Annotated in this window: 14 protein-coding genes and 1 tRNA gene; 10 read left to right on the top strand and 5 right to left on the bottom strand. The window is 60.7% G+C overall.

All coding sequences use genetic code 11. The features are described from left to right. Nucleotides 1–23 precede the first annotated feature (23 nt). Nucleotides 24–629, bottom strand: coding sequence for an NAD(P)H:quinone oxidoreductase (gene wrbA / locus HY17_RS11765; RefSeq protein WP_034766722.1), 606 nt, complete (start codon nucleotides 627–629; stop codon nucleotides 24–26). A gap of 150 nt (nucleotides 630–779) precedes the next feature. On the opposite strand from wrbA, the gene HY17_RS11770 reads away from it, so the two are divergent. Further along, the gene (locus HY17_RS11770) at nucleotides 780–1598 is read left to right on the top strand and encodes an enoyl-CoA hydratase/isomerase family protein (RefSeq protein ID WP_034767039.1); all 819 of its coding nucleotides are present in this window, start codon (nucleotides 780–782) and stop codon (nucleotides 1596–1598) included. 16 nt (nucleotides 1599–1614) lie between these two features. Here the strand turns inward: HY17_RS11770 and HY17_RS20260 are convergent, their stop codons facing one another. Next, nucleotides 1615–2403: a TetR/AcrR family transcriptional regulator gene (locus HY17_RS20260; RefSeq protein WP_158531500.1), complete on the bottom strand. Its 789-nt coding sequence runs from the start codon at nucleotides 2401–2403 to the stop codon at nucleotides 1615–1617. Between HY17_RS20260 and HY17_RS11780 the strand changes: the two genes are divergently transcribed. From HY17_RS11780 to HY17_RS11800, 5 genes are all read left to right on the top strand, one after another. Further along, complete coding sequence (locus HY17_RS11780) at nucleotides 2354–3535, top strand: efflux RND transporter periplasmic adaptor subunit (RefSeq protein ID WP_034766724.1); 1182 nt, start codon at nucleotides 2354–2356, stop codon at nucleotides 3533–3535. The genes HY17_RS20260 and HY17_RS11780 overlap by 50 nt on opposite strands. An 18-nt stretch (nucleotides 3536–3553) precedes the next feature. Further along, a complete protein-coding gene (locus HY17_RS11785; protein WP_034766725.1) occupies nucleotides 3554–6688 on the top strand; it encodes an efflux RND transporter permease subunit in 3135 nt (1044 codons plus the stop codon). Then, nucleotides 6685–8082: an efflux transporter outer membrane subunit gene (locus tag HY17_RS11790; RefSeq protein WP_034766726.1), complete on the top strand. Its 1398-nt coding sequence runs from the start codon at nucleotides 6685–6687 to the stop codon at nucleotides 8080–8082. Before HY17_RS11785 ends, HY17_RS11790 begins: the two co-directional genes overlap by 4 nt. Before the next feature lie 392 nt (nucleotides 8083–8474). Beyond that, nucleotides 8475–9809 carry a glycosyltransferase gene (locus HY17_RS11795; protein WP_065383017.1) on the top strand — a complete coding sequence of 445 codons (1335 nt, stop codon included), beginning with the start codon at nucleotides 8475–8477 and terminating at the stop codon, nucleotides 9807–9809. Nucleotides 9810–9820: 11 nt separating this feature from the next. Next, nucleotides 9821–11449: an HlyD family secretion protein gene (locus tag HY17_RS11800; RefSeq protein ID WP_034766727.1), complete on the top strand. Its 1629-nt coding sequence runs from the start codon at nucleotides 9821–9823 to the stop codon at nucleotides 11447–11449. A gap of 1 nt (nucleotide 11450) precedes the next feature. Here HY17_RS11800 and HY17_RS11805 read toward each other — a convergent pair. Then, nucleotides 11451–11540 (bottom strand) — tRNA-Ser (locus HY17_RS11805). A 106-nt stretch (nucleotides 11541–11646) separates the two neighbouring features. Between HY17_RS11805 and msrA the strand changes: the two genes are divergently transcribed. Beyond that, nucleotides 11647–12297: a peptide-methionine (S)-S-oxide reductase MsrA gene (gene msrA / locus HY17_RS11810; protein WP_034767043.1), complete on the top strand. Its 651-nt coding sequence runs from the start codon at nucleotides 11647–11649 to the stop codon at nucleotides 12295–12297. Between the two features lie 11 nt (nucleotides 12298–12308). Here msrA and HY17_RS11815 read toward each other — a convergent pair whose 3' ends face one another. Continuing rightward, complete coding sequence (locus tag HY17_RS11815; protein WP_034766728.1) at nucleotides 12309–13376, bottom strand: hypothetical protein; 1068 nt, start codon at nucleotides 13374–13376, stop codon at nucleotides 12309–12311. 141 nt (nucleotides 13377–13517) lie between these two features. Between HY17_RS11815 and gluQRS the strand changes: the two genes are divergently transcribed. The 3 genes from gluQRS (at nucleotide 13518) to HY17_RS11830 (ending at nucleotide 16920) form a co-directional block, all read left to right on the top strand. Continuing rightward, nucleotides 13518–14363: a tRNA glutamyl-Q(34) synthetase GluQRS gene (gene gluQRS, locus HY17_RS11820; RefSeq protein ID WP_034766729.1), complete on the top strand. Its 846-nt coding sequence runs from the start codon at nucleotides 13518–13520 to the stop codon at nucleotides 14361–14363. Continuing rightward, nucleotides 14360–15265 carry a DMT family transporter gene (locus tag HY17_RS11825; protein WP_034766730.1) on the top strand — a complete coding sequence of 302 codons (906 nt, stop codon included), beginning with the start codon at nucleotides 14360–14362 and terminating at the stop codon, nucleotides 15263–15265. The genes gluQRS and HY17_RS11825 overlap by 4 nt, the downstream gene beginning before the upstream one ends. 62 nt (nucleotides 15266–15327) lie before the next feature. Next, nucleotides 15328–16920, top strand: coding sequence for an alkaline phosphatase (locus tag HY17_RS11830; RefSeq protein WP_034766731.1), 1593 nt, complete (start codon nucleotides 15328–15330; stop codon nucleotides 16918–16920). A 24-nt stretch (nucleotides 16921–16944) separates the two neighbouring features. Here the strand turns inward: HY17_RS11830 and HY17_RS11835 are convergent, their stop codons facing one another. Further along, on the bottom strand, nucleotides 16945–17367 hold the full coding sequence (locus HY17_RS11835; protein WP_034766732.1) for a hypothetical protein: 423 nt from the start codon (nucleotides 17365–17367) through the stop codon (nucleotides 16945–16947). Nucleotides 17368–17381: the final 14 nt, after the last annotated feature.

Here is a 17381-nt window from a genome sequence, read left to right on the forward strand (position 1 = left end):
GAGCCCCTCCCCTGTTGAAAGCGTCAGGCGTTCGCCAAGGCACTGGCGACTTCGACAACCCGTTTGCCCTGAAACCGCGCGGATGCGAGATCATCTTCGGTCGGCGGCGCCTTGCTACCACCGTAGGAAACCGAAGATGCCCCGTACGGCGTTCCGGCTTTGAACATGACAGGATCAGCATATCCCGGTGGCACGATGATCATGCCGAAGTGCGCCATGGGGACGAACATGGTCAGATTGTTGATCTCGTTTCCCCCATGAAGACTGGAGGAGGATGTAAAGGCCGATCCGACTTTTCCAGCCAGCTTTCCCTGAAACCAGAGCCCGCCGAGACTATCGAGAAAGGCCTTGAGCTCGGACGCGAGCAGCCCAAAGCGCGTCGGGGACCCGAGGATGATCGCATCTGCCCATTCGGCATCAGCCACGGTCGGGGCTTCGTAGGTCGCATTCATCTGATCGGCTGCCTCTTTCCAACCTTGAACGAAGCCCATCGTCGCATCGTCAACCAACTCCCTGACCCGGCGCATCCGGACCTCACCGCCCGCCGATGTCGCCCCATCGGAAATTGCCTGGGCCAAAGCCTCTGTCGAGCCATCCCGTGAATAGAAGGCGATCAGAACTTTAGCCATGGTGTATCCTCTTATTTGCAAACTGATTGTTTCTAACGCCTGTTCTAGGGTCGAAATCTTATTTGTAAATATTTTTGACATTCTGTAGGCAATTCAAAGTCTGGCCAGATCCAGTTCGATACCCTGGAAAACATGAAGGAGATGAAGCTGATGGACACCCTTTTGATCGAGCAAAAAGGTGCGGTTGAACACGTCACGCTCAATCGCCCGGATAGCCTCAATTCGCTGGACGACGACCTGACCTTCCGGCTGCTTGCCTACTTCGAAGGCCTTTCTTCCCGGCCCGAAGTCAGAATTGTGGTCCTGCGAGGCGCCGGACGCGGCTTCTGTTCCGGGCTCGACTTGTCCAGCGACCAGGCGAATGGGTTCGTTGATGGGACATTGCCTGAAAAATTCGCGATCCAGCACAGACTCGGCAAGATCATTCTCGCGATGCGCAAATGCCCCCAGCCTATCATCGCCGCCATACACGGGGTCGCATCCGGGGGAGGATTCTGCCTCGCGATGGCGTCGGACATAAGACTGGCCAAACAGAAGGCGCGCATGAATGCCGCCTTCATCCGCATCGGCCTCGGCGGCGGCGATATCGGCGCAAGCTATTTGCTCCCTCGGCTCATCGGCTCTGGACCGGCGAATGCGCTACTGCTCACCGGGCGCATGCTGGGGGCTGAACGCGCGTTCCAGCTCGGCCTGCTGGCGGATATCGCCGGACCGGAGGAACTGGATGCCCTCGTCGACAGCTATGTCGATGACATGATGTCGACCGCACCTCTCGCCCTGCGGATGACCAAGGAAATCCTGAATGTGAACATCGACGCACCGGGTCTGGAAGCTGCGCTCGCCCTCGAAGACCGTAATCAGGTGATTCTTTCCCACACCCGAAATTTTGCGAGTGCCGTCGAGGCCTTCAAGGCCAAGCAGCCCGTCCACTTCTCTGCGGAAGGCGACAATCCTCGCGAACCAGATTGATCCCAAGGTTCAGCGCTCAGTCACATGCTGCATCTGATGTGACCGGCTTGTCCCCCAGGATTTTGAGGATGACGTCCTGGATCACCTCAAGGAGGGTGGCACGCTCCTGTTCCGGATGACGCAGGGCACGGGCGGACAAGCCGGAGAAGATTGTAAAGATCAACTCCGTCCGGGTTTCAGGATCATCAATTCCGGCCCGGCGTAGAATGGACATGAAACGCCGGCGCATCTGCGCATCATGATGCTGCATGATCGCCGCAACATCCGGATTCCTCTGTGCCTCTGCCAGGATTTCAAAGTTCAGGACCGTCCTGAACGGCTCCTTGTCGTTGGAAAAAATTGTGGTCGTCAGCTCCGCCATCTCGATACGAAGGTTTTCCGGTGACAGGTCTTCGAACGCTGCAATACTCTCTTCCTGACGCCCCATTTCCAGCTTCACGACAGCCTGGATCAGTTCATCTTTACTTCCGAAATAGTGATAGAGATGCCCCACGCTGATGCCGCAATCGGCGGCAATGCCTGAAATGCCAGCCCCATGAAAGCCTTTGATTGAAAAGTGTTTTTCGGCGCATTCGAGAATCTCGCAGATCCGCGCTTCTCGCTTTGCGGCCGTCTTCGACACAGGCATTTCACCCATCTGTTCTTTCTCCCCCCTGTTAAATATCTGCACCTTGACTTTGTGCACCGCATCATTAGATAGAGCGTTCATTCTATTTTGATAGCTCTCCTCCCAGCTCGCCGTCAAGGATCGTTTTATGCAAACCGCCAAGAAGAGCCTGCCAGCACTATTGCTCGCCGCGACCATGGTGCTCACCGCTTGCGGTGGTGAGACGGCGAGCCAGCAAGCCGCTGCTCCGCCAGCCCCTGTCGTCCAGACCATGACGGTCCGCCTCACAGATGTGCCGAATGTCATTGAACTATCCGGCCGGGCCCGCGCCTTTGCCGAGGCGGAGATCCGCCCGCAGGTGACCGGCATCATCAGCGAGCGCCTGTTCAAGGAAGGCGACACGGTCAAAAAAGGTCAGGCGCTTTACCAGATCGACGCTGCGGAATACTCCGCCGCAGTCCGCAGTGCCGAAGCCGCCCTGGCGCGCGCTGAAGCCACGGCTGCCGTCGCTCGCGAAACAGCAGCGCGTTTCGAGCGGCTGGCGAGCATCAATGCTGTAAGCCAGCAGGAATACGATCAGGCCGTTGCCTCCGCCAGCCAGGCAGAGGCCGACATCGGAATCCAGAAAGCTGCCCTCGACCGCGCGCGTATTGATCTCGCGCGGACAAAAATCTCATCCCCGATCGAAGGCCGTATTGGCCGATCATCCTTCACTCAGGGTGCACTTGTCACTCAGAACCAGACAGAGCCACTCGCCCGTGTGCTGCAGACTGACCCCATTTATGTCGACCTCACAGTGTCCAGCGCCCGCCTGCTGACCTGGCGCCAGCGGATTGCGGACGGAGACATCGCAACCACGGATCAGAACACGATACCGGTCGACATCATCCTGGCCGACGGCACCCCCTATCCCCTGCCCGGTGATCTGGAATTCAGCGAAGTGAACGTTGAAGAAAGCGCCGGCACGGTCGCTGTCCGGGTCGTCGTTCCCAATCCGGAAAACCTGATCCTGCCAGGCATGTTCGTGCGGGCGAAATTTGTTGCCGGCTATTACGAGAATGTGGTGACCCTTCCGCAGTCTGTGGTTTCCCGCACTCCGACCGGGGATGCGACTGTCATGGTTGTGGACCGGGAGGGGATCGTTCAGCAAAGACGGATTACCGTTGAGCAGAACACAGACAATACCTGGACGGTTCTGACCGGTCTGAGCGCCGGCGAACAGGTTGCCACGGCAAACCTGCAGACCATCCGCGAAGGCATGAAAGTTGAGCCGCAGCCCGCCAGCGAGCAAACCTCTGCTGCGCAGGACACGCGCGGCGGATCCAAATAAGGCACACAGGTTAGACTGATGGCAAAGTTCTTCATCGACCGCCCGGTATTCGCCTGGGTGATCGCGATCCTTATCATGCTTGCAGGCGGCCTCGCCCTGCGCACGCTTCCGGTCGCGCAATACCCCGATGTTGCGCCAACGACGATCAGCGTCATGGCAAACTATCCCGGTGCCTCCGCACAAGCGGTAGAGAACTCCGTCACCCAGATCATTGAACAACAAATGACCGGGCTTGACGGGCTCGACTATGTCAATTCGACGTCCAGCTCAGACGGGTCTGCATCCATCACACTTGCTTTCCGTCCGGGCACTGATCCCGACATCGCTCAGGTGCAGGTCCAGAACAAGCTGTCTCTGGCAACTCCGTTCCTGCCTGAACAGGTGCAACGCCAGGGCGTGACGGTCAGCAAGGCCAGCACGGGCTTCCTGTTGATCACATCCCTGTATTCACCGGGCGAAACGTTCGACCAGACAGACCTCGGCGACTATGTCCGGTCCAACATGTATGACACGATCAGTCGCCTTGATGGCGTCGGCAGTGTCACCGCGTTCGGATCCCCCTACGCCATCCGGGTCTGGCTGAAACCGGAAAAATTGGTCGAGTACAATTTGATGCCCGCCGATATCGTGCAGGCGATCCGCGACCAGAATGCGCAAATTGCATCCGGTGCCCTGGGCGGCGCACCGTCTGTCCTGGGTCAGGAAATTAATGTCACCATCACCCTGCAATCGCTTCTGTCCACACCGGAGCAATTCCGGAACCTGCTTCTAAGAACCACTCCTGAAGGCGGGTCCGTGCGGCTCGGCGATGTTGCAGACGTCGAATTGGGGGCGGAGAACTACGCTTTCATTTCACGATTCAACGGATATCCCGCGACCGGCTTTGCCGTCTCACTCGCCACGGGTGCCAACGCGCTCGACACGGCCGAGCGCGTGAAGGAAACCGTCGAGGAAATGTCCCACAACTTCCCGGAGGACATGGTCTACGCGTTCCCGGTCGATACCACACCCTTTATCGAAACCTCGATTCATGAAGTGCAGAAGACCCTGTTCGAAGCGATCGCACTGGTCTTCATCGTCATCTTCGTTTTCCTTCAGAGCTTCCGGGCATCTTTCATTCCGCTGATTGCCGTGCCCGTCGTTCTGCTGGGGACGTTTGCCGTCCTGCTCATCATGGGCATGTCCATCAACACGCTGACCATGTTCGCCATGGTTCTTGCCATCGGTCTTCTGGTCGATGACGCGATTGTTGTTGTGGAGAACGTCGAGCGTGTGATGTCGCAAGACAAGCTGCCGCCCCGGCAGGCCACCATCAAATCGATGGAACAGATTACTGGCGCACTGGTCGGGATTGCTGTTGTTCTGTCGGCCGTCTTTATTCCGATGGCCTTCTTCCCGGGGTCTGCAGGCGTTATCTACCGGCAGTTTTCCGTCACCATTGTATCCGCAATGGCCCTATCGGTTCTGGTGGCAATTATCTTGTCCCCTGCTCTCTGCGCGACGATCCTGAAGCCTGGCCATGGCGAGTCCCATTCGCTGCTTTCCGCACCGGCGCGCATATTCAACAATGGGTTTGACCGGCTTTCGCAGGCTTATGAAGCCACGGTCGAGCGCGCCCTGCGGCGCAAGGGAATCATGCTGGCAGGCTTTGCCGTGATCGTCGCCCTGACCGGGCTCGCCTTTATCCGATTGCCTGCATCCTTCCTGCCCGACGAAGACCAGGGCAACTACTTTACGCTCGCCCAGCTGCCGGCCAATGCCAGCCTTGAGCGCACGGCAGAAGTAATGGATGGCGTTGTCGATTATTATCAGACGAACGAAGCCTCGAATGTTCGGGGCATCTTTTCGCTCGCCGGATTTAGCTTTGCTGGCCAGGGACAGAATAATGGCATTGCCTTTGCCTCGCTGAAGGATTGGTCAGAGCGTCCCGGACAGGAAAACTCCGTTCAGGCAATCGTCGGACGCGCCATGGGCGCTTTATCCCAGATCGATGAGGCCCGGGTATTTGCAATTTCCCCGCCTGCGATCCGGGAGCTTGGCAATTCGAGCGGCTTCGACCTCTTCCTCCAGAATGATGGAAACTACACGCACGAAGAGTTCATGAGCATCCGCAACCAGCTGTTGGGCATGGCCAGCCAGGACCCGCGTCTGACTGGTGTGCGCCCGAACGGTCTGGAAGATGGTCCGCTGTTCAATATCGACCTCGACTATCAGAAGGCCCAGGCCCTCGGCGTGTCGATCTCCGATGCCACCAACCTGCTGTCTGTCGCTTTCGGCGGCACCTATGTGAACGACTTTATCGACCGTGGCCGTATCAAGCGTGTCTACGTTCAGGGCGCGGCAGCTGACCGAATGCAGCCGGACGATGTCGGCGACTGGTTCGTCCGCACCAACACGGGCCAAATGGCGCCGCTGGAAGAGATTGCCAGCTCCAACTGGTCCTACGGCCCGCCACAACTACAGCGTTTTGACGGTGTGCCAGCATTCAACATTCAGGGCTCGGCGGCACCCGGTCAGAGTTCCGGTGTCGCGATGCTCGCAATGGAAGAGCTGATTTCGCAACTCCCGGACGGCATTGGCTATGCGTGGAGCGGCCTCAGCCGGCAGGAGCGTGAATCCGGCAACCAGGCCATGGCGCTGTACGGTATCTCGATCCTGTTTGTCTTCCTTTGCCTCGCCGCCCTGTATGAGAGCTGGACAGTGCCTATTTCGGTTCTGCTGGTTGCGCCTCTCGGCGTGGCCGGTGCCGTCGCTGGCGCCAGCCTTGCCGGACTGTCGAATGACGTCTTTTTCCAGGTTGGCCTGCTGACCACGGTCGGACTTGCCTCCAAGAACGCGATCCTGATCATCGAATTCGCACGATCCCTGGAGGACCAGGGAAAAGAACTGGTTGCTGCAGCGATTGAAGCCGTCCGCCTGCGGATCCGTCCGGTTCTGATGACATCGTTTGCGTTCGGCTTCGGCGTCCTGCCGCTCGCACTCAGCACAGGCGCCGGGGCAGCGGGCCGCAACGCCATCGGCATTATCGTGCTGGGCGGCGTGATCGCAGCGATGACGTTCAGCCTGCTGTTCGCGCCGATTTTCTATGTAGTCGTCCGGAAACTCACCAACCGCTTTTCCGGTCCTGACAATCAAGCGGAGACCCCCGCATGAATACCAAGTCACTCCTCGCAACAGCGCTGAGCACTCTGATGCTGGCAGGCTGCGTCAATCTCGCCCCGGCGTACAGTTCAGGTGAGCTGCCTGTTCCGGCCGCCCTACCCGGCGCGTCTTCAGATGCAGAAGCGGCCCAACCGCTCCTCTGGGACGAGGTCGTCACCTCCCCTGCCCTCAAACAGGTGATCGGCATTGCGCTGGAAGAGAACCGTGACCTCCGCGTCACGGCAGCAAACGTCCGCGCCGCGCGCGCGAACCTGCTCGTCTCCCGCTCGGCCCGCTGGCCCGCCATCGGTGCGAATGCATCGGTCCAGACAGGCGATGCCTTTGATGAAGGCTCCACTGGGGCGGCGGTTTTCGGCGACAGCACATACGCCCAGATCGGTGTCTCCGCCTGGGAACTCGACTTTTTCGGTCGGGTCCGCAATCTCAATGACGCCGCGCTACAGGCCTATCTCGCCAGTGAAGAAGGCGAACGCGCTGCAAAGATCTCTCTCGCCGGAACAGTTGCGGAAACCTGGATGCAGCTTGCGGCAGATCATGAATTGCTGAAGCTCGCGAACCGGACAGCCGAGAGCCAGACAGAAAGTCTCGACCTCACACGGGAATTGTTCGCAGCCGGAACCGCCAGCGAGCTGGATGTGCGCCGCGCGTCAGCTTCGGTCGCGCAGGCACAGGCTCAGGCAGCCCAGTACGAAGCCGCCATGCGCCGCGATATGAATGCCCTGCAATTGCTGGTCGGCGCACCCCTGCCGGGCGCACTGCTGGAGGAGGCAATCCTCTCCCCCGCCCCGGTCGCCCTCAACCTGCCCGTCGGCCAGTCCTCGCAAGTGCTGCTGGATCGCCCGGACGTTCGGGCTGCTGAAGCGCGCCTCAGGGCATCCAATGCAAATATCGGCGCCGCTCGTGCGGCCTATTTCCCAAGCGTCTCACTGACCGGTGGTGTCGGCGTCGCCAGCGGGTCCATCGACGACCTGTTCAATGGTGACGGATCGAGCGGCTGGACCTTTACCCCAGCGATCGACCTGCCGATCTTCGATTTCGACCGCCGGCGCGGAAATGTCGAGGCAGCACGCGCCGAAGCAGATGCGGCGCTGGCGACTTATCAGAGCACAATCCAGCAGGCATTCCGCGAAGTCGCTGATGCAGCGGCCGTAGCTGACACAATTGACCGGCGCCTGACGGCCCTTCAACAGCTGGCGGAAGACACACAAGTCACGTTTGACCTGTCAGGCGAGCGATTCAAATCCGGTCTCGACGGGTACCTTACGGTTCTCGATGCCCAGCGTGAGTATTATAACGCCCAGCAGCAGCTCATCCTCGCCCGCCTGGACAACAATCTGAACAGTATCGCGCTCTACAAGGCCCTTGGCACGTGGACCGAGGACTGACGGGAAAGTAAGTCTGGTGGCGGTGCAGGTAGTCGGGGCCGCCTTTCCACCCAGCTCACCGAAATCAGACACGGAACACAATATCAATAAAAATGCCGGACAAGCTTCTGAGCTTGTAGAGTAAACGGTGTTTTTGAATGCGTTCAGGGGCAACTTCCCTTCCCACGCCATGGAGTGAGGCGACAGGGTGGCTTGCAGACGGTGCCAAACGTGCGGGCAATGAAGTCCGGCGTCTTTATGCGTCGTTCGGAACATTTTCCATAAGTTGGTCCGCATACATCACAGCATTCCTGTTCCTACTTGCCGTGACCCTGTCGCAATCGCCTGTACATGGGATGGACCATGTTGTCTTCCCATTGGGATTCATCGCCACATGGCGATACGGCTGGCAGATGACACATTTTGTGCGGGCGGAGCACTACAGGAACAAGGTCTTTCCCCGTTTGCGCCAGCAGGCCCAGACGGTCGCGGCAGACCCCTCGACACTGCCGGAACATATCGGTGTTGTCGTGACCTCCTATCAGATGTCGGCGTCGGAAAACTTTGGCGTCTACTCCTCCCTGTTTCAGGAGCTGGCTGCTTATGGTGTACCGGCCACGGTGGTGGCGTCGGTGACCGATGACGGGGACGCCCGCCTCATCCACCAGATCTTTGACGAGGCCCGTCTGCCGGGACATATCGATCTGATCACCCAGCTCCAGCTCGGAACCGGGAAGCGTGATGCGATGGCAGCCGCACTGCGCGCCCTGCAGCGCAGCGATGAAACCGGCGAAGGGATTGTGATCCTCATGGACGGCGATACCGTCGTCACGCCCGGCCTGATGGAGAAGACCTGTCCTTTCTTCACAATGATGCCGGACCTGGCCGCCCTCACAGTCAACAATTCGGCCGAAGTCCGTGGCGGCGCTCTTGCGCAAACCTGGTACGCCACGCGATTTGCACTGAGGAATCTGTACATGAGTTCGCTGAGTCTCTCCCGCCGGGTTCTTTGCCTGACGGGACGGTTCTCGGTGTTCCGCGCAAATGTTGCACTGGACACGGCATTTATAGACAGGCTCCAGGTAGACATTCTGAACCATTGGCGGCTGGGAAAACTCCCGATGCTGACGGGTGATGACAAGTCTACCTGGTATCACTGCCTGAAGGACGGATGGGCAATGATCTATCTGCCTGACACCTATGTCAGTTGCATGGAAGAACTGCCGAAAGGCGGCTTCCTGAATGCATCCGCCCGGCTGATGCAACGCTGGTTCGGCAACATGCTGCGTAATTCCGACCGGGCCATCCTGCTGGGGCCCCGGCGCATGGGCCTGTTTACCTGGTGGTGCCTCGTGGACCAGCGCCTCAGCATGTGGACCAGCCTGACGGGTCCGATCTTCCTCACATTCTTTCTCCTGCAAGGCCAATGGGTCGCGCTTCCGGCGTACCTGTCCATCGTCCTTGCGACTCGGTTCATCCAGACCGTCAACGTCGCGCACCAAGGCGGCATTGCTTCACCGCTTGTGCCCCTGCTCCTGTTGCATCAGCAGTTTGTGGGCTCGTTCATCAAGATCCAGGTCCTGTTCCATCTCGATCGCCAGAAATGGACCCGCCAGAATATCGATTCGGGTACGGCGCCCGTCCAGCAATTGCGGACATCGATGTATGGAGACTGGCTCAAGGGCCTGGTTATCACGATCTTCATTTGTTCAATGATAACTCTGGCGGCAATCACAGCGGGAACCTGATCCAAACCACGATGAGCGCAGAAAGACGCCCCGACGACACACGGCCGAACCAGCCTGCCGAAAAGGAAGAGGCTGAAGACTTCGTATCGCTTGGAGATGCGATGGAAGCGGCCGGGCGCGACAAACGCAAGTATCCACGCTATTCTGCGCCCCTGACCATAGAGATCAACGGGCACGCCTATCCGGCGCTTGACTGGTCTCTCAGTGGTTTCAGGATCGGCGAAGTGCGCAATCTTGCGCTGGCCGGGGAAAAGGTCCGCACAACGGTCTCTGTCCGGATCTCCGATTTCGAATTCAGGTTTGAGACGCTTGCGGAGCTTCTGCGGATTTATCCGGAGAAACGGGAAGCCGCGTTCACATTCAGGGGCCTGTCACCTGAAGAGGTGCGGGCACTGGGTTTCATCTCCAGCGCGCATTTGTCGGGCAAGCTGAAAAACGTGGATGGCGTGCTCCGCAATGTCAGTGCCGGGACAACATCTGCAACCAGCGAGGAAGAGGTCGATCACGCTCTTCAGATCGGACGGCGCAAGATCCTTGTCCGGCGGGGCATTTTCGCGCTCCTGGCGGTGCTGGCCTTGTTGAGTGCCAGAGCCTCGGTCCTGGCCATGACAAGCGTCAGCAGTGTTGCCGCATGGGTGGACACGCAGCTGATCGAGATCAGCGCGCCGGAACCTTCGGTCATAATGAACATCCTTGCCGACGAAGGCACGCAGGTGAAGCCGGGCGATGCGATCGCGACCTTGTCAAACCGGCCGCTCGAAGCCGAGCTTGCAGACGCCGAAGCCAACAAGCGTGTCATGGAAGTCCGGTTGGAGGGGCTGCATGCCATCCTCGACGGCCGCAGCGGCATGTTGCAGTCGGAATCCGCTCAGGCGGTCAGGGCGCTTCAGAAGGCACAAACGCGCCGGGACGAATTGCAGGAATCACTCTCGGCAGCCATGGCTGAAGTCGAAAAGCTGAGGTCGGTCTCCACGCCGGGTCTTGTTCCTCTCAGTACCCGCACAAATGCAGAGCAGGCAGTTGCGGAGATCACCGAACGTATCGGTCAGGCCGAACGCGATGTTGAAGATGCACGGTCGCGGCTGAGTGCCGCCCGGTCTGGCTACTTCGTCGGCGATGCCCGGGCAACGGGATATGAACCGGCGACCCTGCAGGTGAGCATTCGCGAAGTCGAACAGGAAATCGCCGCGGCCGAAGTCCGGATTGAAGGGCTCAGAAGCCGGCTCGATGAGCTGTCTGTCGTCAGCCCCTGTAATTGCCGCGTGTCTGAAGTCATCCTACTGCCCGGTGAACGTGTGACGGCGCAGGAACCGCTCATGCGCCTTGAGGCGATGGGCGAAACACGCATGGTCTCGGCATTTGTGAAGCATGCAGATGCACGACGCCTGAAGGTGGGCCAGCGCGTCAGTGTCAGGCTCGCCGATGGCCGGCGGGACCAGAACGCAACGATCACCGATATCAGTACGACCATCCAGCTATCGAGCGAAACCAAGCTTTACAGCCGGGACCTCAACCCCGAGCGGTATGCCCAGTTGAGCATCCGGCTGTCGGAGGCATACGCCGACGCGCCGGGCGCGGCTGTTGAAACCACAATCCACCGGCCCATGTTCCGCTGGCTGGCTGAAATTTTCCGCTTGTAGCTGGCGGTGAGACAGGGATTCGAACCCTGGAGACTATTGCTAGCCTACACACTTTCCAGGCGTGCGCCTTCGACCACTCGGCCACCTCACCGTTTCCAACAGCGGTCCCTCTATCTTATGGGGGCGCACCTCGCAAGACTGTGATTGCCGTTGCAGCAGTCAGGGCCCATATGAAAGAACAGCTGAAGGAGGCCGCCATGCTGTTCACACGTAAGCCCGCTGCGATGCCGACGCCGGAAACGGCGCTGAAAGGCCGGGATCATGCTATCCCGACCGCTGATACACATTTCGTGAACGGGAAGGACCTGCTGGCGGATACGCCTGCCGGGTTTGAGCGCGCGGTCTTCGGTCTTGGCTGTTTCTGGGGCGCTGAGCGCAAGTTCTGGCAGCAGGATGGCGTCTGGCTGACCCGGGTGGGCTATGCTGGCGGATACACGCCAAACCCCACCTATGAGGAAGTCTGCACTGGCCATACCGGGCATACCGAAGTCGTCGATGTGATCTTCGATCCGGCGGTGGTGACCTTTGAAGGCCTGATGAAGGTCTTCCTGGAGAATCACGACCCGACCCAGGGCATGCGCCAGGGCAATGATGTCGGCACACAATACCGTTCCGCAGTCTACACGACGAGCGAGACGCAGGCGGACACAGCCCGGCGGATGATTGCCGCTTACGAGACATCCCTCGCCAACGCAGGCCATACCGGGAAGATCACGACCGAGGTCGCCCCTCTGGACAAGATCTATTTCGCTGAAGACTACCATCAGCAATATCTCGCCAAGAATCCGGCCGGATATTGCGGGATTGGCGGCACAGGCGTCTCATGTCCTGTGGGCCTCTCTGTCTGAAATTTGGTGATCTAGGTTCCGAAATTCACGGCGAAGCGCTTTCGCGTTTCCATCAGGCTCTGCGCCTTGAACATGGCGTCGGAAGCGGCCTGTGCACGCATGATGGACGGATCGGTGCGTAGCGCTTCGACGACCTGGGAGAGATAGCCGATCGCCTCTCGCACCAGCTCAGCCTCGTACTTCTTCGCTGCGCGGGCCAGCAGGGCCCGCCCGATATCCATCCGGGCCTGAATGGCGCGTTCGGGGTTCTCCTGAACTGCCCCTTCGGTCAGGTGTTCCCGGCGCAAGGCAATCACGCGGTCCAATCCGGCAAGGTCCCCCGCCTCTTCCGCCACATGGACGGCCGACGCGCAGAAATCCCCCTCGATCTCGTTGCGGAGTGCTGCGGACATGGGGCCGTCATGATCCAGCATGCCGGACAGCGCTTCGGCCAGCAGGCTGATTTTCTCGGGACGGAAGGATTGCGGATTGCCCAGACCGGGCTGCAGTTTCTTGGCCAGCAGGAACGCGGCCACTCTCGGCATCTGCCCCTCCAGGGACGTATCGCGGGCCGGCAGGCTCAAAGTGAACAACCGGGCATTCGCCGGGCTGAGACCGCCACCCCGGGTCAGGCCATGCAGGACCAGTCCATCCTCTTTGCGTCCATGGCGCTCGCCCCACACAAACAGGTCGGCGTCCGCCGCCGCCATGCGCCGGCGTGCCCGCGCGATGGTTTTCGGCGACAGCCCGCCTTGCAGAACGCTCATGCGTGCGATCCTGAACGGCGCCCCGAAATTGAAAGCGGAAAGATGATCCGTGAGGGCGGCCTGCAGCCACTTGATCGTTGCACCGCGCTTGCCTCCGGCCGGGCGGGCCACGATGATGCGGTAACCCGGCGTTTTGTCCATCCGCAGGGAACGGGCCGCCAGCATGTCGCCAAGGCGGCGGACCAGCCGCACGATCAGGCGGAATGTCAGGATCAGGAGAAAAGCGGCGCCGAGCACACCCAGAACAAGCCCCAGCGCTGCGAGATACTGGGTCTCTCGCACATGGGCGCCCGCCCAAGTTTCTGCCGTTGTCAGCCAGTCCGTCACAGGCATGAAAATAGGACCTTTCAAGCCCCTTGGCGATACGGTTCCTCAGCCGGGCATGCAACAGGGAAACGCTGTTGACGCGGGCACGGCGTATCGGACAGCATGCCAATCGGGTCAGGGTTGGCAGCAGAAGGCAGACAGAGCGAAATGACGGAATTCGTCACCCGTTTTGCGCCTTCGCCAACGGGATACCTGCATCTTGGTCACGCCTGTTCGGCGTTTCACGTCTGGGATACCGCCCGGGCCGCGAATGGCCGGGTCCTGCTGCGGATTGAGGATATCGACCAGACCCGCTGCCGGCCGGAATACGAAACAGCCATCCTTGAAGATCTGAAATGGCTGGGCCTCGAATGGGATGGGCCGGTCCGGCGTCAGTCCGACCATTTCAATGACTATGAAGCCGTTCTGCAGGATTTGCGCGGACGGGGACTGGTCTATCGCTGTTTCCGGACCCGCCGGGAAATCGCGGCCGCCATGCCGGCCGGCGGAAGACCGGACGAGTGGGGATTTGTCGGGCGTCCCCTGCCCGCCCTGGAAGAGGAAACCCGTCTGGCGCGCGGTGACGCGTTCGCCTGGCGGCTGTCACTGGCAGCGGCGCGGGACGCCCTGGGGCCGCGCTACGCCAGGCTGACCTATGTCGACGAAAGCACCGGCACCGCCCGCGCCGTACCGGCAGATCCAAAGCCGTTTGGCGATGTCGTCCTCGGCCGGAAGGAGACGCCGGCCTCCTATCACCTCGCCTGCTGTCGTGATGACGCCTTGCAGGGGGTGACCCATGTCATCCGCGGGGAAGACATCAGGGAGATGACGGCCGTGCATGCCCTGCTTCAGGCATTGATGGACTGGCCGCAGCCTGTTTACCGCTTCCATCCGCTCGTGCTGGGGCCGGACGGAAAGAAACTGTCGAAACGTGCTGGCGACAGGGGATTGCGCGCCTGGCGTGATGAAGGCAAGACGCCGGACGACCTTCGCCGGATGACAGGCCTTCCATGACAGCCATACCCGTTTCCCCGCCGACGCCGCGCTCCTGGACGGGGCCACTGATGGTTCTGGCCGGCGGTGTGGGCATCGGCTTTGCCCCGATCGGTCTGCGGTTCGGTCTCGATGATCTGGGCCCTCAGGCCATCGCGTTCTGGCGCTATGTCTTCGCCCTGCCCCTGTTGCTGGCGCTCGTCTTTCTGATTGAGCGGCGCGCGCCGCGCCTGCCCAACCGGTTCATCCTGATGGCAGGCACCTTCTTCACGCTGGATATCGCACTCTGGCATCACGCCCTGACGCTGACGACCGTTTCAAATGCGACCTTCATCGTGAACCTCGGCAACGTCTTGGTCGGCTTCGGGGCCTGGTTCTTCCTGAAACAGCGTCCGCACGGCTTCTGGTTCGTCGCGGCTGCCCTGGCCATCCTGGGCGCAGCCGCGCTGTCTCTCGGTGGAGGCGCGGAAGGCAAAGGCAATATTCGCGGGGACCTGTTCGCCGTCGGCGCCGCCTTCCTCGTCAGCGGCTATATGCTCTGCTCCAATATTGCCCGGCGCACGATTGGCGGCATCGAAGCGATCTTCTGGCTCACGCTGGTCGAGATCATTGTCTCCGGATGTATCGTTATGGCGGCGGGCGAAGCCTTCCTGCCTCAGTCGCTGGCGGGCTTCCGGGTGCCGATATTCCTGGCGCTGGTTTCACAAATCGCCGGCCAGGCTCTGATCGTGACCGGGCTCGGCCGAACCTCTGCCGCGGTCGCCGGCCTGCTCGTGCTCGTCCAGCCCGTGGTTGCCGCAGCCGTCTCCTGGCGCCTGTTCAATGAACCGCTGACCGGCCTGCAGGCAATGGGCGGAGTCGTGATCCTGTTTGCAGTCTGGCTGGCGCAACGCGGCCGCAAACCGCGCGTCGCAGTCGACTGACGGAGAAAACCGTCACACAAACACCTTACGACGCAGCAAAGTCGAATCCATCGGAGGTCCAAATGCGCAATTCATTCACCGCCCTGCCCGTCATTGCTCTCTTCCTTGCAGGTTGCGCGGCCACGCCCGCAGCGACGGATGCAGAGAGTGCGGCGGTGGTCGAGCCGATTGCCTCCCCGGTCGCAACGCTGGCGCGGGAACCCGCTGTGCCGCAGCAGGCAGGTGACGCCTACTACCTGAATGCGCAGGCCGCCATCGATGCAAAGATCGCGGCGCGCGGGCTGCGCCCGGCCAAGAATGTCATCCTCTTTGTCGGCGACGGCATGAGCATTCCGACCGTCACAGCCACGCGCATCTATGCGGGCCAGAAGCGTGGTTTGGACGGCGAATCCTACAAGCTGACCATGGACCAGCTGCCCTATTCGGCCCTGTCCAAGACCTACAGCAATGACGCTCAGGTGGCTGACTCCGCCTCCACTGCCACAGCCATGATGAGCGGCGTGAAAACCAATTCCCGCACGCTCGGCATCACCGGCGAGGCGTCCTATGACAATTGCGCCAGCATCGAAGGTCACAAGACTGATTCCATTTTCGAGATCGCCGAACAGGCTGGCCTCGCCACCGGTCTTGTCACCACCGCCCGCCTGACCCACGCCACACCGGGTGCCGCCTATTCGAAGACGCCAAACCGCGACTGGGAAGCCTATGTCGGCCGGGGCGGCGCGACGGCAGGGTCTTGCGCAGACATCGCGACCCAGTTCATCGACTGGTCGGCCGGCGACGGATTTGAAGTTGCCATGGGCGGCGGCCGCTCTGCCTTCCTGATGGGCGGCGCGGAAGACCCTGAATATCCGGGCAAGACCAGTGACCGGAAAGACCAGCGTGATCTCCTCGCCGACTGGACCGCCAAGCCGGCACACAAGCTCCTCATCGACCGCGAAGGCTTCGAAGCGCAGGATTTCACCAGCGAAGACAAGGTGCTGGCCCTGTTTGAACCGTCCCACATGGAATACGAACTCGACCGCGCTGAAGATCCGGCAGGCGAGCCTTCCATCTCCGAAATGACCCGCGCCGCCATCACCCGCCTGTCGCAGGATCCGGATGGCTATGTGCTTCTGGTCGAAGGTGGCCGGATCGACCATGCCCACCATGCCGGAAATGCCGCCCGCGCGCTGGAGGAAGCTGACCAGTTCGACCAGGCGATCAAGACGGCCCTGGAGATGACCAATCCGGACGATACGTTGATTATCGTCACAGCAGACCACTCCCACACGCTGACCATTTCGGGCTATGCCAAGCGCGGCAATCCGATCCTTGGCCTGTCGTCGACGTCGCTCGACGGCTCGCCGGACAAGGCGCTCGACGGCATGCCCTACACGACGCTCGGCTACATGAACGGCCCGGGCGCTTGTACCGCCTCCGAGGAGGGCTTCGACTGCTCCCGCAAGGACCTCACCGACGTCGATACGACCGACAAGGATTTCCTCCAGCAATCGCTCTACCCGCTGTGGTCGGAATCGCATGGCGGTGACGATGTGGCCATCTTCGCGTCCGGCCCCGGATCGGAACTCATCTCCGGCGTGATGGAGCAGAACGAGATCTTCCAGGTCATGGGCCGCGCCAGCGGTCTCGTCGCCGGGCCGGAGGGCGAGTAACCCCCCAGCCCTCTCTCGCTGGCGTCAGGACGCACGCAGCGCGCCTGACGCCAGGAGGGGGATGAAATAGGCAATCGCGAACGCCGTGTTCGACACAGCGTTCAGCCCAAAACCCGTCGCGATCGATATGATGCCGTCGATCACGTACCAGATGATCAGGGCCAGCGTCAGGGCACGCCAGCCTTTGGCCCCTGCGGCGGAAATGACGGGCAGCAGGAAGGCGATCGTCAGCCCCCAGCCCATCGTGACCACGCCCATCAGGCCCACGCTGAAACGCATGGCCCGGTCCGACAGAATGGCGCCGCCATCCGGCAGGCTGCCGAAAAGCGTGAGCAACGTGTGGGCAGGCTTATACACGCCCGGAAAGGCCCCCGCCGCAAGCAATCCCCCGAAGGCAACCACGCCCCAGGCCCAAATCGTCATCCACGTCTTCCAAATCCCGGTCATCTGACTCTCCTGCT

Origin of the sequence: Hyphomonas sp. CY54-11-8 (genome assembly GCF_000682735.1) — a bacterium.
Classification (GTDB): Bacteria; Pseudomonadota; Alphaproteobacteria; order Caulobacterales; family Hyphomonadaceae; genus Hyphomonas.

What these genes read in the sequence shown, in the direction of transcription:
- wrbA (WP_034766722.1), bottom strand. Translation starts at nt 629, where the DNA reads ATGGCTAAAGTTCTGATCGCCTTCTATTCACGGGATGGCTCGACAGAG.
- HY17_RS11770 (WP_034767039.1), top strand. Translation starts at nt 780, where the DNA reads ATGGACACCCTTTTGATCGAGCAAAAAGGTGCGGTTGAACACGTCACG.
- HY17_RS11780 (WP_034766724.1), top strand. Translation starts at nt 2,354, where the DNA reads ATGCAAACCGCCAAGAAGAGCCTGCCAGCACTATTGCTCGCCGCGACC.
- HY17_RS20260 (WP_158531500.1), bottom strand. Translation starts at nt 2,403, where the DNA reads ATGGTCGCGGCGAGCAATAGTGCTGGCAGGCTCTTCTTGGCGGTTTGC.
- HY17_RS11785 (WP_034766725.1), top strand. Translation starts at nt 3,554, where the DNA reads ATGGCAAAGTTCTTCATCGACCGCCCGGTATTCGCCTGGGTGATCGCG.
- HY17_RS11790 (WP_034766726.1), top strand. Translation starts at nt 6,685, where the DNA reads ATGAATACCAAGTCACTCCTCGCAACAGCGCTGAGCACTCTGATGCTG.
- HY17_RS11795 (WP_065383017.1), top strand. Translation starts at nt 8,475, where the DNA reads ATGACACATTTTGTGCGGGCGGAGCACTACAGGAACAAGGTCTTTCCC.
- HY17_RS11800 (WP_034766727.1), top strand. Translation starts at nt 9,821, where the DNA reads ATGAGCGCAGAAAGACGCCCCGACGACACACGGCCGAACCAGCCTGCC.
- msrA (WP_034767043.1), top strand. Translation starts at nt 11,647, where the DNA reads ATGCTGTTCACACGTAAGCCCGCTGCGATGCCGACGCCGGAAACGGCG.
- HY17_RS11815 (WP_034766728.1), bottom strand. Translation starts at nt 13,376, where the DNA reads ATGCCTGTGACGGACTGGCTGACAACGGCAGAAACTTGGGCGGGCGCC.
- gluQRS (WP_034766729.1), top strand. Translation starts at nt 13,518, where the DNA reads ATGACGGAATTCGTCACCCGTTTTGCGCCTTCGCCAACGGGATACCTG.
- HY17_RS11825 (WP_034766730.1), top strand. Translation starts at nt 14,360, where the DNA reads ATGACAGCCATACCCGTTTCCCCGCCGACGCCGCGCTCCTGGACGGGG.
- HY17_RS11830 (WP_034766731.1), top strand. Translation starts at nt 15,328, where the DNA reads ATGCGCAATTCATTCACCGCCCTGCCCGTCATTGCTCTCTTCCTTGCA.
- HY17_RS11835 (WP_034766732.1), bottom strand. Translation starts at nt 17,367, where the DNA reads ATGACCGGGATTTGGAAGACGTGGATGACGATTTGGGCCTGGGGCGTG.